This is a genomic window from Acinetobacter vivianii, assembly GCF_014635885.1.
In the GTDB taxonomy this organism is placed as follows: Bacteria; Pseudomonadota; Gammaproteobacteria; order Pseudomonadales; family Moraxellaceae; genus Acinetobacter; species Acinetobacter vivianii.
This window is the reverse complement of the sequence record NZ_BMDR01000014.1, coordinates 1-17,251: the sequence shown is the minus strand read 5'-3', so window position 1 is coordinate 17,251 and position 17,251 is coordinate 1. Positions and strand designations below refer to the sequence as shown.

Sequence of the window (17,251 nt, the reverse complement as noted above, 5' to 3'; positions counted from 1 at the left end):
GCAAAAGTTAATGAATAACACACAATTTATGTCTCCCATAAATTGTGCTAACACTAGGGTGAATCACGTTGGAACTTTTATCTGGTGGTGAAATGCTCGTTCGTGCCCTCGCGGACGAAGGCGTAGAGCATGTTTTTGGGTATCCAGGCGGCGCTGTATTACATATTTACGATGCGCTATTTCAACAAGACAAAATTAACCATTACCTCGTGCGTCATGAGCAAGCTGCTGGTCATATGGCAGATGCATACTCACGCGTAACGGGTAAAACTGGTGTAGTACTGGTCACCTCAGGACCAGGCGCGACCAATACCGTCACTCCAATTGCTACAGCCTACATGGACTCAATCCCAATGGTGATTTTGTCTGGCCAGGTTGCAAGCCATCTGATTGGTGAAGATGCGTTCCAAGAAACAGATATGGTTGGTATTTCTCGTCCAATCGTAAAACATAGTTTCCAGGTGCGTCACGCTAGCGAAATTCCTGCAATTATCAAGAAAGCATTCTATATTGCTGCATCTGGCCGTCCAGGTCCAGTTGTGGTTGATATTCCAAAGGATGCAACCAATCCAGCAGAAAAATTTGCCTACGAATATCCTGAAAAAGTGAAGATGCGCTCATATCAGCCGCCTTCACGTGGTCATTCAGGTCAAATTCGCAAAGCGATTGATGAACTGATTTCTGCAAAACGCCCGATCATTTATACCGGTGGTGGTGTTGTTCAGGGCAATGCTTCTGGCTTATTGACTGAGCTGGCACATTTACTTGGCTATCCAGTAACAAATACCTTAATGGGCTTAGGTGCTTTCCCAGGCGATGATCCACAGTTCGTGGGTATGTTAGGGATGCATGGTACCTATGAAGCCAATATGGCGATGCATAATGCAGATGTAATTCTGGCAATTGGCGCACGTTTCGATGACCGTGTAACCAATAACCCTGCAAAATTCTGTACCAATGCAAAAGTCATTCATATTGATGTAGACCCAGCAGCAATTTCGAAAACCATTATGGCGCACATCCCGATCGTGGGTGCAGTAGAGCCAGTGCTTCAAGAAATGTTAGCGCAGCTGAAACAGATGAATGTATCGAAGCCAAACCCTGAAGCAATTGCGGAATGGTGGTCTCAGATTAATGAGTGGCGCAAAGTACATGGTTTACGTTATGAAGCAGGCCAGAATGGTGTGATGAAGCCGCAGCAAGTGGTTGAAGCACTTGATCGTGTGACCAATGGTGAAGCGATTATTACTTCTGACGTAGGCCAGCATCAAATGTTCGGTGCCAATTACTACAAATACAAACGTCCACGCCAATGGATCAACTCTGGCGGCTTGGGCACCATGGGTGTTGGTTTACCGTATGCGATGGCTGCAAAGCTTGCATTCCCTGACCAGCAAGTGGTTTGTATTACAGGTGAAGCATCAATCCAGATGTGTATTCAAGAATTATCAACATGTAAGCAATATGGCTTGAATGTGAAAATTCTCTGCTTGAATAACCAAGCGCTGGGCATGGTGAAACAGTGGCAGGACATGAACTATGAAGGACGTCATTCAAGTTCTTATGTAGATTCATTACCTGACTTTGCCAAGTTAATGGAAGCTTATGGTCACGTTGGCATTCAGATTAACCACGCAGATGAGCTGGAATCTAAATTAGCTGAAGCGATGGCAATTAATGATAAATGTGTATTCATTAATGTCATGGTAGACCGTACTGAACATGTATACCCAATGCTGGTTGCTGGTCAGTCCATGAAGGATATGTGGTTAGGTAAAGGGGAGCGTACATAATGAGACATATTATTTCTGTACTCGTTGAAAACGAGGCTGGTGCGCTTTCTCGTCTTGTTGGTCTTTTCAGCCAACGTGGCTACAACATTGAAACCCTCAATGTTGCGCCAACTGAAGATGAAACTTTATCTCGTCTGACTTTAACCACTTATGGTGACGATCATAAAATCGAGCAAATCACCAAACAGCTCAACAAACTGGTTGAAGTTGTAAAAGTGGTTGACCTGTCAGAAGGTTCACACATTGAACGTGAATTGATGCTGATTAAGGTCAAGGCATTGGGTGCAGCGCGTGCGGAAATCAAACGTACAGCTGACATCTTCCGTGCGCAAATCGTAGATGTTACACCGACGACCTATACGATTCAGATTGCGGGTACGACTGAAAAGATTGATGGTTTTATTGATGCGCTCGCAGAAAATACCATTCTTGAAGTGGTTCGCTCTGGTGTATCAGGTATCGCACGCGGCGAAAAAGTTTTAACAATTTAAAAATCTCCCCCAACCCCTCTTTGTAAAGAGGGGGGATCATCCAGAACGGTAATCCTGGGGGAGCCAACAAAAGATCTGTCCTTGCAGAACAAGGGAAATGACAACAATTTTAGCGGAGTAAACAGATGCAAATTTTTTACGATAAAGACTGTGACTTATCTATCATCCAAGGCAAGAAAGTTGCAATCATTGGTTATGGTTCACAAGGTCATGCACACGCACTTAACTTGAAAGACTCTGGCGTAGACGTAACTGTTGGTTTACGTGCTGGTTCAGCATCTTGGAAAAAAGCTGAAAATTCTGGTCTTAAAGTATCTGAAGTTCCAGCTGCTGTAGCGCAAGCTGACTTAGTCATGATCTTGACTCCAGACGAATTCCAATCTCAACTTTATCGTGACGTTATTGAACCGAACATCAAAGAAGGTGCAACTTTAGCATTTGCTCATGGTTTCTCTATTCTTTATAACCAAGTTGTTCCACGTAAAGATCTAGATGTGATCATGGTTGCACCGAAAGCACCAGGTCATACAGTTCGTTCAGAATACCAACGTGGTTCAGGTGTTCCTGATCTTATCGCAATCCATCAAGATGCTTCTGGTAATGCACGTAACGTGGCGCTTTCTTATGCTTCTGGCGTAGGTGGTGGTCGTACCGGTATTATCCAGACTTCATTCAAAGAAGAAACTGAAACTGACTTATTCGGTGAGCAAGCAGTTCTTTGTGGTGGTGCTGTTGAATTGGTTAAAATGGGCTTCGAAACTTTGGTTGAAGCTGGTTATGCACCAGAAATGGCTTACTTCGAATGCTTACACGAACTTAAGTTAATCGTTGACTTGATGTTCGAAGGCGGTATCGCTGACATGAACTATTCAGTATCGAACAATGCTGAATATGGCGAATACGTAACTGGCGTTGAAGTCATCAATGAACAGTCTCGTGAAGCAATGCGTAATGCATTGAAACGTATCCAGTCTGGTGAATATGCGAAGATGTTCATTCAGGAAGGTGCATTGAACTATCCATCAATGACTGCTCGTCGTCGTCAAAACGCAGCACATGGCATCGAAGTAACTGGTGCTAAATTACGTGCGATGATGCCTTGGATTCAAGCAAACAAAATCGTAGATAAAGAGAAAAATTAATTTTTCTAATTAAATGATTTTGTGTTATAAAACCCTGCCTTAGCAGGGTTTTATATATTTAAGATTAAATAATTAGTTTTGGGTGGATAATGAGTTTACCGTTAACAGATCTACAAAAAAACAGATTAAAGGTTTTGGAGCCAAGATTAAACCGAGCGATAAATGAACAGAATTATAAATTTGCGAAAGAAGTAGTAATCGAGATTCAAGGCTTATTAAGACCAACAAAACATTTTGTTAGATTAGTACAAGCTAAGAATAAATTATGTGAATTAGCAATTGAATTGAACGATACTAAGTCTGCTCTATCACTATTGAATTCAAATATTTTAGTTATCAATAAAAATACTAGACTCTATTTAGAGACTATTTCATTATTGGCAATTTGCCATCTAAGAATGAAAGATGTCGATGGTGCAAAAAAATATATTAAAGAAGTCTTAGTGAATCATACTGTTATAAAAACAGAAAGAACTAGAGAAATTTTTCACTTTGAAATTATAAATAGGTTTAATGAAGAAGTTGCTTTAGCAACTTTAACTGGATTTGACGAGTTCTATTTAAATCCTGAAGAAATTGAAAAAGAAGCTATTAAAATTATTCGAACTTTATCTGAAGATGAGATTTTTAGTCAGATTGGGAAAGTTTCTCCACAATCAACTAAAGACCTAATTTATATAGTTCATGACTATTCAACGAAACAATTAACATTCACAGAAAGATTAGCCTTGCCAAGCCCAGATCAGAAAATTAAAGATAAAGAAGTGGGTTTAACCGTCTTTGAGTCGGTAAAACGTGTTTTATATAATTCATTATGTAATCCTGAAAGTGAAATATATAAAGCTTGGTTTAATAATGGTTTACAAGTGGTACTAGACAAAAAATATATTGTTACTGCTGTTGTGAGTTGCTTAAGTGAGATAGGTTTTGGAATTTCTATGATAGTGCCTTCATTAGTAGCATTAATTACAAAATTTGGTATAGAAGTCTATTGTACAAAGCAAAAGCCGTTATACATTTCTGAGATTAGAAATATATAAGAGGCGATTAATAACAGAGTTATAACAATATGGGCAAAAAATCAGATTAGTATTGTTTGAGTTTTAAGTATTTTTTATGAGAGATTGATCACTGATTGAGAATAACAATGCGCTATGATTTTTGCATAGAGATACGATTGAAAAAAAATAAAAATCAATAAAGTGAAAATTAAATAAACGCTGATAAAGATAAATGGGTCTCTAGGAAATAGTTGAAATAAAAAAATAAGGTTTTTCATCGGCTTGAATTTAACATTTGCTTTTATTCTATTGATTTATAAAGTGAAAAGGACTTGACCTTATGTGAGATGATGCTATTGTTAAGGAAAGTTTATGAATCACAGATTCATTGCTTTTTGGGGTGTGGAAGGTCGTTCGGATTTCGAGCATTTTTGCTCATCAAATAAAAAAAAGTACTGAATAATCATGGAAGTCCTTTATGGTTCACGTTGATTACGATAGCACATTGGTCATCGTTTCCATTTTGGTTGCAATAGCGACATGCTATGCTGCAGTTTCAATGGAAGAACTCGTTTTTAAAGTTGCTTATAAAAAATTTGAAAAAAGCATTTTAGTGGCGAGTGGGTTAATCTTGGGATTAGCGATATGGTCAATGCACTTTGTGGGAATGCTGGCTAGCCATTTGCCAGAAGGGTATCATTTTGATGTTAATTTAACCGTACTGTCTTATCTGGTGGGTGCGGTGGCTTCCATTTTTGCAGTATGGTTAACCTCACGACCCACGTTACCATTGCCCCGTTTGATTCTCGGTGCCGTTTTTATGGGCCTTGGAATATCGGGTATGCATTACACCGGCATGCTGGCGTTAACGGTTGAACACCACCGCATGCATTATGATCCACTGTTGGTGATTTGTTCGGTACTCATTGCGATTAGTGGTTCTGGTTTAAGTTTCTTTTTCATTTTCAAATATAAAAGCGCTGTCAAATATCGAACTTTACTTAAAGCAATCATCGCTGTCCTGATGGCATTTAGTATTGTTGGCATGCATTATACGGGCATGGCAGCCACCTATTTTGATGAAAGTCTGGCTCAAATCCTGACCTCGGATCAGACCGAACAAAGCGTTTTACTCTTTACCATTATTTTTATTACCAGTCTGGTTTTTGTTGCAGGTTTTGCAGTTGCTGTGTTGGAAGCACGTCTGGAAGAACGCAATGAACAGCTCACAAAAATTAATAAAGAGTTGGCTACACAGTCCTTACACGATGCACTGACAAAATTACCCAATCGTTTATTTCTGACTGATTATGCTGAAGTCGTATTTAGTCACCATCGTCTGCATGAACAAAAAGCGGCTTTTTTATATATCGATCTAGACCGTTTCAAGTCGGTGAATGATGCTTTCGGGCATCATATCGGTGATCAGCTTCTGATTCAGATGGCGAACCGTTTGCATAATAAATTAGACAATAGCCGCCATAAGCTGTTTCGGATTGGTGGTGATGAGTTTGTTTTAATCGCTGAAAATACGGATATCAATGAAGCGATGCAGCTTGCAGAAAATATTCTGCATTACATTCAGGAAACCTATTTAATTGCGACCAAAGATATCAATATCTCTGCCAGTGTCGGGATTGCCATGTATCCTGAACATGCCACAAATGTGCAGGACATTTTAATTAATGCTGATGTAGCGATGCTGATCTCCAAAGAGCAGGGCCGTAATACCTATACCATGTTCCATTCAATGTCTGACCAGCACGATGTCCGCAGTCAGTCCAAATTGATTAATGATTTATATAAAGCGGTCGATGAGCAGCAATTTGTTTTATTTTACCAGCCTAAATTTACGGCCAACTACGAAGTCTGTGGTGTCGAAGCCTTGATTCGCTGGAAACATCCAAGTTTAGGATTGTTAACGCCGCAAATGTTTATCGAAGGGGCAGAAAAAACCGGTTTGATTATTCCAATGGGATACTGGGCACTCGAGCAAGCCTGTCAGCAGATCCAGAAATGGGAACGAAATAACAGTGCATTTTACCCGATAGCAGTTAATCTGTCGGCTCTTCAGTTTGAAAATAAAAAGTTATTTAGCGTACTGGAACAACTGCTCGAGCAGTATCAAATCCAGCCACATCATTTGATCCTTGAAATTACCGAATCAACTGCGATGCATCATATTGATTCCAGTATCCGTACGCTGGAACGCTTGCGTAAGCTGGGGATTCGTATCGCCATTGATGATTTTGGGACAGGTTATTCGAGTTTCCTGTATTTAAAAGATTTACCTGTGGATGAGCTTAAAATTGATCGGGGCTTTTTGATTGACTTGCAGCCGAATTCAAAAGAAGAAGCGATTTTGGAAAGCATTATCCATTTAGCAGCAAAGCTGGGTTTGACTGTGACCGCAGAAGGCGTAGAAACGCAACAACAAGCCGATATCTTGACTAGTTTAGGCTGCAATCAGTTACAAGGCTATTTGTTGGGAACACCCGTAAATGTTGAAAGTCTGGTGCTACATCGCCAGCAGCATTTTGCCTGAGTTATTTATATAGGCTGCTCGGTTATTTAAACCTTACAGCCTGATCTTGCTGAAATAATTAATCAGAACGTTGTGCCAACCACTTGGTGACTACGGGCCAAACGGAAAGGGGTGCCTGATTACCTGAGACCAGTCCCATATGTCCGCCAGGGACGATTTCAAATTGTTTATCGGTACTGCTAATTAAATCCATCAGCGGACGTACCGCCTCAGCAGTTACAATAATATCGGTGCTTCCACCTACTGCCAGTACTGAACAATCAATATCTTTTAGATTCGCGGTTTGCTCGCCGAATTTAACCGTTCCAGTGGAAAGTTCATTATCAATCCAGAAACGTAAAATGATATCGCGCATGACACCGCCAGGGTAAGCCAGCATATTGTCGACAAAAGAGCTGGAAGTCGCGTGATTAATCACAAACTGACGGTCATTCAGATTCTTAACCAGTTCCCAGTAATTCTTAAAGTTTCCAATCGGATCGGTCAGTTTAAATCCCAAGGTATTTTGCCAGCCGTGGATATGGAAGACGCGACTGGGTACCTGATAGATACGGAACTTGGTATTGCTACGAATCCATTGCGCGGGTGCAGTCAGTTTTTGATAAAACTTGCCCATATAACCTGATTTATGCGTATTAATGGGTGATGCCAGAATCACGATATTTTGAATATTTTTATCTTTAAAGAGAGAGGTGTAGCAAAGAGAAAGTGCGCCACCTAAACTCCACCCATAGAGTGAAAGTTGTTGTTGACCGCTATGCTGGCGGATCTGTTCAATAAAATCTGGCATAAAGGTTTTGACATAAGTACCGAGATTATATTTTGCCTGTCGCAGACTCGGTGTACCCCAATCAATTAAATAAACATCAAAACCTTGTGCAAGAAAATAACGGACTAAACTACGATTTGGAAATAAATCATAGATCAGCATGTTGGCTGCAAGGGGAGGCACAATGACTAGAGGAATTCGATGTTTTGCTGTCGTATGATCCGTGGTGTAGTGACGCAAGCTGATAATTTCACGTTGATAGACGATGTCAAAAGGTGTCTTGCCTGAAAGGGCAAGCTGTTGTCCACGAAAGACACGATCTACGGCATTTGCAAAGATATGACGTGCTTGGTGGCTTTTACGGCTATGCAAAATTCTTTTCGCCGTTTGTGTACTCAACAAAGTACGTTTCGCTTTTGGCAATTGAGTCATTGTGAACCTAAAACGTTAAGCTATTACTATTCAGTAGCGGCATATTAGAAGAAAAAGTGCGGCAGCTCAGTGACTCAATTGCTTAACTTATATTCCAAAATGATCAATTTTCTATAAAGCGTCTGGCCCAAAAAGGTGAGGAGGATTGATTTGATTAGAAATAATAGAATTTAATATATATGTAGTTGCATATATATGGATAGTCATATATAAAGATTATATTATTCTTTGGATGTCTTTCTCATGGCAGAAATCAAGATTTATCACAATCCTGCTTGTGGAACTTCTCGTAATACCTTGGCGTTGATTCGAAATACTGGAATTGAACCCATCATCATTGAATATTTAATTCATCCCCCGACACAAAATGAATTGGTACAACTGATTCAGGATGCGCAGTTAACTGTACGAGATGCGATTCGAAAAAATGTCGAGCCCTATCATGCGCTGAACTTGGATCGTGATGACTGGACGGATGAACAACTGATCCAGTTTATGCTTGAGCATCCAATTCTGATCAATCGTCCTTTTGTAGTGACCCCAACGGGAACCCGCCTTTGTCGTCCGTCAGAAGTTGTACTCGACATTTTAGCGCTTGCCCAAAAAGGTGCTTTTTATAAAGAAGATGGCGAGCAGATCATTGATGAAAATGGACAGCGTATCCAGTAAACCCTGATAAATGAAATGAATAATTTAAGTCGGAGATAGAGATGGATGCCGTCAATTTTTTTAAATGCTTATCGGATGAAACAAGGCTGAGTATTGTGATGCTCGTTGCGGAGCATAAAGAATTATGCGTCTGTGATTTAACTGAAAAATTACAATTAAGCCAGCCAAAGATCTCTCGCCATTTAGCTTTATTACGTGCAAGTGGAATATTACAAGATCGCCGTCAGGGACAATGGGTGTACTACAGTATTGCGGCCCATTTACCAAGTTGGTGTAACGAAATCTTTGACGTTTTGAAGTTACAGCACACAACAATTTTCCCTCAATTACAACGCTTAGATCGCAAAAGCTGTTGCGAATAAAACCTATGAAAAAGTTATCCTTTTTAGATCGTCATCTGACCGTGTGGATTTTTCTTGCAATGGGCTTAGGCGTTGCAATAGGCGTATTTTTCCCACAAGCCTCTATTGCTTTGGATCGGATGCATGTTGATTCGGTCAATATTCCGATTGCAATCGGACTGATTTTGATGATGTATCCTCCTTTGGCAAAAGTGGACTATGCAAGCCTGCCCGAGGTATTTAAAGATAAAAAGACGCTGAGCTTATCTTTGATACAGAACTGGCTGATTGCACCAAGTTTGATGTTTGGTCTGGCGATTATTTTTTTGCATCATTATCCTGAATATATGACGGGACTCATTCTTATTGGTTTGGCGCGTTGTATTGCGATGGTTTTGGTCTGGAATGATTTGGCCTGTGGTGACAACCAGTATGTCGCTGCTCTTGTAGCCTTTAATAGCGTGTTTCAGATTCTATTTTTTAGTACCTATGCCTGGTTATTTCTGAGTGTCTTACCGCCGTATTTTGGTATTGCAGGACAAGTGATCCATGTCGATTTCTGGACAATTACCCATGCCGTACTGGTTTATTTAGGGATTCCATTTTTTCTTGGATTTATGACTCGTTTGGTTTTGGTGAAAACTAAAGGGCTGGAATGGTATCAGCATCATTTTATTCCCAAGATTAGTCCATTTAGTTTATTGGCTTTGCTGTTCACGATTGTCGCTATGTTTAGCCTGAAAGGTGGTGAGGTGATTAGCCTGCCTTTAGATGTGATCCGTATTGCTATTCCGCTGACAATTTACTTTGTTGTAATGTTCTTCATTAGCTTTTTTATGAGCAAATGGATGGGGAATGATTATCCCAAAACAACAGCAATATCTTTTACCGCTGCGGGGAATAATTTCGAACTGGCCCTTGCCGTTGCGATTGCAACATTTGGCTTGGCTTCACCAGTGGCTTTTACAACGGTGATTGGCCCATTGGTTGAAGTTCCTGTGTTGATTGCGTTGGTCAGTGTGTCTTTGTGGTTAAGAAAGAGATTATTTCCTCAATCAAGCGCCTAAAAGAAATATTAAAAAAAGTTAAAAAATTCAATCAGCTAAATTTTATTTTTGACATAAATTGTAAATCGCTTGAAATTTAATCCATTTGGATTATTATTTTAATCTAGATGGATTAGATCTTAAGTGAAAAAAATCCAAAATCATAAGTATGAAACCAGTGGATAGGTTCATTAGAAATTGATTAAAAAGGAAAAATTTATGGAAAAACGCAATAAAGTAAAAACGGCAATTTTTTTAACGGTGATGGGTTCTGCTGGGCTAACTGCATGCAATGACAATGATCATTCAAGTTCGGCCAGCAATCCGCCACCTCCAGTTACTGAACTCACTGATTGTATGTGGCAAAACTCGGTTACCAGTAAATCACATACTGGTGAAGATCCACTTAATTTTGCATTTCCAGATACCAATGTAAATTACTGGTCATCTGAGTTTACGGTACCAGAAGGTGCCAAAGTGATGATTGATGGAGATTATCCTTATTCTCGTCATTTTTCTCTGGTTAGCTATACCGCAAAAGGAGAGCGGGTCAATTCGTTGCTTGATCGGGCGATTGAACCAAATCAAGGGGCGACCAATCCTTTTGTAGAAGGAAATAATCGATTAGGAAAAGACCGAGCATATTCAGCACAATTACAACTGGCAGACTTACCTGCTACACCAGCCAAAAACACCCTTTATGCGCCTAAAACAGCCGATAATAAAGTTGCCATTTTATATCGTGTCTATGTTCCTAACAAAAATATGAATGAGAAAGGCAATGTAAGTTTTCCACGTTTTAAAGTTCAGCTTGCCAATGGTGAAGTGAAAAAGGGCAAAGAGGTTTGTAATATCTTACAGGTCAAGCAAGGGCCGATTGATCGTACGACAACATTGCCTTTACAAGCGACTTTAGCTGCATTCAATCAAAATCGTTATGAAGGTTTTCCTGCACAACAGGAACCGAAGTGGTACAAGGCTTTTAGTGGTTTAGATAATTTTAAATGTACTTATAAGTTTGATCCAGTGACCAAGCAACCTTTAGAAAAGTGTGAAGGTTTAACGGTTACGCCGAAACTTAACTATTGGGCGACACCAGACAATGAATACGTGTTTGCAGCAACCAGTCGTAGACTGGGTAAAGTAATTGAGCTACGAGCTAAAATGCCAACTACAGAAAAAACCTTTAATAATGATCAGTTTGTGAAAAAAACGGATGTACGTTATTGGTCGATTTGTACCAATGAAGTGATTACCACAGCAACCAATTATTGCCTATATGATGAAAATATTCAGAAAGTTGATAAAGATGGGTTCTACACCATTGTCGCATCTTTAGCCGAAGACAGACCTGCAAATGCACGTGAAGAATGTGGTGTATATTTCCTTGAGCTCAGTCCGAGAGGTTCAGGCTATACTGCGGAAGATGGAAAAGCATTTGGACATCCTGACTTTGGTCTATTGATCATGCGTAATTTATTACCTGATCCTGAATTTAAGCACGCCGTGCAAAATGTTAAAGCATGGGGTGATGAAAAAACAGTGATGGGGGATTACTTACCAGATATTCGCTATACCTCTAAAGCTGCTTTTGAAGACAAAGGCTGTGTTTAAGCTGTTACATCTATCTCACGCATTAAACCAATCTTGTTGAAAGATTGGTTTAATTTTGATGCCTTATGATATAAAAGTAATCGATTCAAATCTTTCCCTGTGAAATAGCATGACCAATCAAACGAAAGAGAAGCTGATCGAAGCAGCTATTGTTCTTTTTTCGCAGAACAATGTTGAAACGCTTTCTGTTCAGAAAATAAATGAAACTGCTGGGGTTGCAAATAAATCTGCACTTTACTATCACTTCAAAAATAAGTGGGGATTGGTCGAAGCTGCATTGGCACATGTGATGCAACCTTACGTCAATGATAGCTTGGCTTTGCTCAATGCAATACAGCCAGAACAGGCACAAGTCTCAGATGTTGTCGATGCGCTCATGAAGCCTATGGTCAACATCCTCTTACAGGAAAATGGTATTCATTATTTGAAATTCTTCTCCAAGACAATAAGTGCAGGAGATGAGGGGCGAATGATTGTTGCCAAGACACTGGTACCCATTTCAAATAAAGCAGTTGAACTTTTAATGCTTGCTTTACCTGAAGCAGAGCAGGATGCGCTATCGCTCAAAGTGTTGTTCACCTTCAATACAATCTTAAATATTATTAGTGACATTGGGCTTGAACATTTCTGGCCAACCAATGTGAAAGATCATCGATTGATTGGTAAATATTTAAAAGATTATATTGAGGGGGCAATACGTTTCAAAGCAAATCATACTTATTGATTTTAAATCGCAAATATATAGATTGTTAAAATTGGGCTTATCATTTTTTATCGAATTTAAAGTTTGATAAACCGAAATGGGAATAATCTGCCTGTTTTGTAGTCTTGGTTTTTATTTTACCAAATGGTTAAATTAAACGATTGTAAAATATTAATAAGATTTTCTCTGTTGTTTTTGGTTCTGTCGATCTTATTTAGTGCTGTTGAGTTAGACAGATTGTGGGAGATAATTTAATTTTTTTCATTAATTGAGTAATAGAATAAAAGATCTAAAATCATGGTGTGAAAATAAGAGCTGAAAAAAGAAGAATAAAATAGATTTCTTAATTTGATTGATGAATATTGAGATTGTTTAAAATTTTTATCTAGCATGTATGAATTTCATACAAATACTTTAGCCATAAAAAAACCTCAGCTAACGAAAAATGCTGAGGTGAAAAGGAGGTTGCATCATAATTATATTGCTATTTATTTTTTAATTAAAGGGTTTTGGGTTATAAAAGCATAATGTGTCTATTTTTAGAAGCAAAATTGTTTTTAATTTTTTTCTTAAATTTTGCTTCTGCTTTAAGGTTTTAATCAAGAGATTTTTTTAGATTGCTTTAAGTAGTAGTCTTTAAAAGAGACTCTTTGCTCACGAATATAATCACTTGGTTTTTTACCTGTCCAGCCAATAAATGCTCTTGAAAAAGCACTAATATGGCTATAACCCAATAAATCTGATATTTCCTGAATATTTCGGTTCGAGTTAATTAACTTTTTAGCTAACTCAAATTTTTTGGATTGTAGCAAGGATGAGAATGTTGTATTGGCGCTTGATAGTTCTCGCTTTAACGTTCTTTCAGAAATTTTTAACTTTGTCGCGACATCCGTTAAGCTCGGAAAACCAAAACCGGGTGTGAATTTAAGTTGTTGATTTACCTTTAAAATAATCTTGTTATCTTGGTCTTGATAGAAAAGGTATTCTTTATTGACCAGTTCCATTGCAATCATATAAGCAGTAGGTGAGCTAAACGTTAGAGGTAAATCCAAACACTTGGTATCAAAGCTGATCTGGTTATATTCTTCATTAAAATGAATAATCGGTAAACGCTTTTCATAAATTTTATGATAGTTAACAGGTCCCCAATTTACATTGATATTTATGCCAGTTAAATTATAGTTGGTAATGAGTTGAAGGTTATTCACAATATCAATTAATGCACTTTCAAAAAAAAACTTATTAATAATATTTTTTTTGCTTTCATTTAGGTAGCTGGGTAGTTGGTAAAGTGGGTTGAGGCGGATAATAACTCTATTGTTTTTGTTTAAAATGGATAAATCCATTTTATGTAGGCGCATATTATAATATTTTTGCAAATCAATAAGCATTTTACCAATAGTATTATTTGTAAGTAATGCAAAGCCCAGTGCGCCATGGGTGGTAAGCTTGCAATTCAAACCAAACTGATAGCCTAAGCCTTTTTCTGGCAGGAGTTCTAACAGACGAATCACAATATCAATCCACTGGTTGAAATTGATACGTTCATTCTGATTGACGTCAGTTAGCAAAGACAAAGGAATTTGACAATATCTGATGATTTCTCCTTTAGTTAGCCCAAACTTACAGGCTGTATCAACAAGGATTTTTAGGTAATCATTATGAACATTAAGTGACTGTTTTTTCATGGCAAAAATAAAATGCTAACCTGAACGTCCTTATACATTAGGTTATTATATTTTTTATATTTTCACGAAACAAAGTCCTATTTTGTTAATTATGATAGTTTTTAATGTTTATTAATATTCCTTTGAGGAATAATGGGCAAAAAATGATAAAAAAATGTCGTAATTGTTAAAACAATGTATTAATTGTTAAATGTGTATAGGTTTTATTTCAGTAGATTTATATGTGCTTGATCCCTTTTAAGGCACATAATCATGAATAAAATATATCGTTTAGTCTGGAATAAGAGTCTAAGTTTATGGACCGTTGTTTCTGAAAATGCACGAGGTGTCACAAAAAAACGTAATGTAACTACAATTCAAACAGTTGCAGCGCTCTCGCCCTCATCTCTTCAACACAATAATAAACTCTTAAATCTTAAACCAAACTTGATTGCACTCACCATTAGCTCGATTTTCTTGAGTACTGGAACCTTTGCTGCTGTAAATACTGGTGGTGGAGGTGTGAGTAATAATGGTAGTGGAAATAGCATGGCTATTTCTCCGACTGGACAGCAATGTGGAAATGTTGGGCAGGCTACTGTAAATGGTAATAGTGGAGTAGCCGTAGGCTGTGGTAACAATATTAGTGGGACAGATGAGACTTTTGCTCAAAGTTTAAATAACCGACGTGGTGGAAATGTAAGTAATAACTATCCTACTGGAGCAACTAGTATTACAGGTGCTTCTACAGCAATAGGTAAAAGTAATCGAATTACAGGTGTGGGTGGGGCTACAGTTGTCGGAAATGCAAACATTTCTGATGGTGGTAATTTTCATAATGTTGCAATTGGACAAGGAAACCGCACAGGTGGAGCTGGTTATAACACTGCGCTAGGAATTGGTAATGATGCTAGTGCTGGAAACTCTAATGTCGTCATCGGAGTGGATAACCGAGCGCGCAGCAACACAGCCATTGCAATAGGTCGAGGTACATGGGCTGATGCAGATTTTGCGATTGCACAAGGAAATACCGCAACTGTAGCAGCAGGTGCTACGGGGGGGATTGCGATGGGTAATGCTGCGACCACCAAAGGTGTGCGTGGTATTGCGATTGGTAGTGGGACGGGTGGTGCAAGCTACGATGCGACTGCTGCTAATGCGGAGGGTGCTGATTCAATTGCGATTGGTACAGAGTCTAAGGCAAAAGGTGATCAGGATATTGCTATAGGAAAAGGAGCATACGCCCAAGGTGTAACAGAAAACGGACGCATTTATACAGCCACTGCAATGGGTGAGGGTGCTAGAGCTGAAGGCAAGAATACCACAGCCATCGGACAACAGAGTAAGGCTACAGCATTTGGAGCATCTGCCTTCGGGGCGTTATCAGAAGCAACTGCCCAATATGCTAGTGCTTTAGGTGATGGTTCTAAAGCGACTGCTGACTTTACAACAGCAATAGGTAATCAGGCAAATGCTTCCGCAGTAGGTGCGACCGTAGCTGGTTCAAACTCAATTGCGAGTGGGCAGCTATCAACTGGCTATGGTGCACTTGTAAAAGCTACGGGGGAAAAATCTACAGCACTTGGTACTGGTGCTCAGTCTGAAGGTGACTCTTCTGTTGCTATTGGAGAAAATTCAAATGCACAAGGCGAGAATGACATTGCAATCGGCCGTGATGCTGCAACGTCAAGTGGCACAACTGACAATATCGCGATTGGTCATGGTGTAACTACAGGCGACACAGGTCAGAACGTTGCGATGGGCTCTGGCGCAACCAGTGCCAATGCTGCTTCTTCAGAAGGTGGTGCCGTTGCAATTGGTCGTGATCAGGTGGCACGTGGCGATGGTGCAGTTGCGATTGGTGACCCAAATAATGCCAATGGTAATGGTGCAGTTGCACTCGGCCGAAATAATACTGCCGCGGGCAATGATGATGCCACAGAAGCTGCAAATGGCGCGATTGCAATTGGTAATGAAAACAAGGCGATTGGTCAAGGTTCAGTTGCATTGGGTAACGCATCTACAGCAGCAGAAGCAGGTGCGATTGCATTAGGTGACTCAGCAAATGCACAAGCAGCACGAGGCATTGCTTTAGGTTCAAATGCAGTAGCGACCAATGCAGATGATGTTGCTTTAGGTGCTGGTAGCATTACTTCTACAGCAACAGGTGACAGTTTCTTAACTGGAATAGCAGCACCTGCTTCCGTAGTTTCTGTTGGATCGGCAGGCAATGAACGTCGTATTCAACATCTTTCTGATGGTGCAGAAGACACTGATGCTGTGAATGTGCGTCAATTAAAACACGTTAAAGGTGTGGTGGATGAGCAAGGCGAAAGCACAGCCAATGCGTTAGGTGGCGGTTCTACTTATGACCCTGAAGCAGGGGCCGTTTCAAATCCAACTTATAATATTAATGGCAACGACATGAATAATGTCGGTGATGCTTTAGCTGAACTCGACAAAGGCTGGACATTACAGACCAATGGTGAAAATGCTGGCGCAGTGAAAGCTGGCGATACCGTTGATATCGGTACGGCAGATGGAGAAGAAAACTTACAGGTTGAGAAAGAAGGCAACAACATTAAGTACAGCCTGAACCGTGACCTGAAAGTGGATAGCGTGACTGCAGGCGATACTGTTCTTAATACAGATGGTATGACGATTGCAGGTGGTCCAAGTGTGACCAAGTCTGGTATCGATGCCGCAGGTAATAAAATTACCAATGTTGCAGAAGGTACAGAAGGTACAGATGCAGTTAATAAAGACCAGTTAGACAGTGCAACAACGGCAGCAAAAACTGAANAAGCGAAACGGGTGCAAATGGACAAACCATTTATACCGTTGCGACAGCGGATGATGTTGAGTTCAATTCAGTTAAAGTGGGTGACGTGAGCATCGATGGTGCAACAGGAAAAATCACTGGCGTGACTGCAGGTGATGTCAATCCTGATTCAACCGATGCGATCAACGGTAGTCAATTGGCAGGTACAGCACAAAGCGTATCGGATGCCTTGGGTGGTGGTTCAACGGTCAATCCC

At 39.7% G+C, this 17,251-nt stretch carries 12 protein-coding genes and 1 pseudogene; 11 read left to right on the top strand and 2 right to left on the bottom strand.

What is annotated here, in order from left to right; all coding sequences use genetic code 11:
* Positions 1–68 precede the first annotated feature (68 nt).
* The 5 genes from IEV36_RS18035 to IEV36_RS18015 all read left to right on the top strand — a co-directional run bounded on the left by IEV36_RS18035 (position 69) and on the right by IEV36_RS18015 (position 6,972).
* A complete protein-coding gene (locus tag IEV36_RS18035) occupies positions 69–1,793 on the top strand; it encodes an acetolactate synthase 3 large subunit (protein ID WP_005255212.1) in 1,725 nt (574 codons plus the stop codon).
* Entirely contained in the window at positions 1,793–2,284 is a 492-nt protein-coding gene (ilvN, locus tag IEV36_RS18030; RefSeq protein WP_004655854.1) for an acetolactate synthase small subunit, read from the top strand. Before IEV36_RS18035 ends, ilvN begins: the two co-directional genes overlap by 1 nt.
* Positions 2,285–2,409: 125 nt before the next feature.
* Positions 2,410–3,426, top strand: coding sequence for a ketol-acid reductoisomerase (gene ilvC / locus IEV36_RS18025; RefSeq protein ID WP_005255211.1), 1,017 nt, complete (start codon positions 2,410–2,412; stop codon positions 3,424–3,426).
* 89 nt (positions 3,427–3,515) lie between these two features.
* Positions 3,516–4,466, top strand: coding sequence for a hypothetical protein (locus tag IEV36_RS18020; protein ID WP_004774490.1), 951 nt, complete (start codon positions 3,516–3,518; stop codon positions 4,464–4,466).
* Between the two features lie 439 nt (positions 4,467–4,905).
* Positions 4,906–6,972 carry a putative bifunctional diguanylate cyclase/phosphodiesterase gene (locus tag IEV36_RS18015; protein WP_005255210.1) on the top strand — a complete coding sequence of 689 codons (2,067 nt, stop codon included), beginning with the start codon at positions 4,906–4,908 and terminating at the stop codon, positions 6,970–6,972.
* A 58-nt stretch (positions 6,973–7,030) separates the two neighbouring features.
* Here the strand turns inward: IEV36_RS18015 and IEV36_RS18010 are convergent, their stop codons facing one another.
* Entirely contained in the window at positions 7,031–8,173 is a 1,143-nt protein-coding gene (locus tag IEV36_RS18010) for an alpha/beta fold hydrolase (protein ID WP_005255209.1), read from the bottom strand.
* 243 nt (positions 8,174–8,416) lie between these two features.
* On the opposite strand from IEV36_RS18010, the gene arsC reads away from it, so the two are divergent.
* The 5 genes from arsC to IEV36_RS17985 all read left to right on the top strand — a co-directional run bounded on the left by arsC (position 8,417) and on the right by IEV36_RS17985 (position 12,567).
* Positions 8,417–8,842: an arsenate reductase (glutaredoxin) gene (gene arsC / locus IEV36_RS18005; protein WP_005255207.1), complete on the top strand. Its 426-nt coding sequence runs from the start codon at positions 8,417–8,419 to the stop codon at positions 8,840–8,842.
* Between the two features lie 41 nt (positions 8,843–8,883).
* On the top strand, positions 8,884–9,204 hold the full coding sequence (locus tag IEV36_RS18000; RefSeq protein ID WP_005255205.1) for a metalloregulator ArsR/SmtB family transcription factor: 321 nt from the start codon (positions 8,884–8,886) through the stop codon (positions 9,202–9,204).
* A gap of 5 nt (positions 9,205–9,209) precedes the next feature.
* Entirely contained in the window at positions 9,210–10,250 is a 1,041-nt protein-coding gene (gene arsB, locus IEV36_RS17995; RefSeq protein ID WP_004774500.1) for an ACR3 family arsenite efflux transporter, read from the top strand.
* 198 nt (positions 10,251–10,448) lie between these two features.
* A complete protein-coding gene (locus IEV36_RS17990) occupies positions 10,449–11,843 on the top strand; it encodes a hypothetical protein (RefSeq protein WP_005255203.1) in 1,395 nt (464 codons plus the stop codon).
* 109 nt (positions 11,844–11,952) lie between these two features.
* Positions 11,953–12,567 carry a TetR/AcrR family transcriptional regulator gene (locus tag IEV36_RS17985; protein WP_005255201.1) on the top strand — a complete coding sequence of 205 codons (615 nt, stop codon included), beginning with the start codon at positions 11,953–11,955 and terminating at the stop codon, positions 12,565–12,567.
* Between the two features lie 578 nt (positions 12,568–13,145).
* On the opposite strand, the gene IEV36_RS17980 is transcribed toward IEV36_RS17985, so the two are convergent.
* Entirely contained in the window at positions 13,146–14,234 is a 1,089-nt protein-coding gene (locus IEV36_RS17980; protein WP_005255199.1) for an AraC family transcriptional regulator, read from the bottom strand.
* Between the two features lie 252 nt (positions 14,235–14,486).
* Between IEV36_RS17980 and IEV36_RS17975 the strand changes: the two are divergent.
* Positions 14,487–17,251: pseudogene (locus tag IEV36_RS17975) on the top strand (ESPR domain-containing protein); the annotation flags it as partial.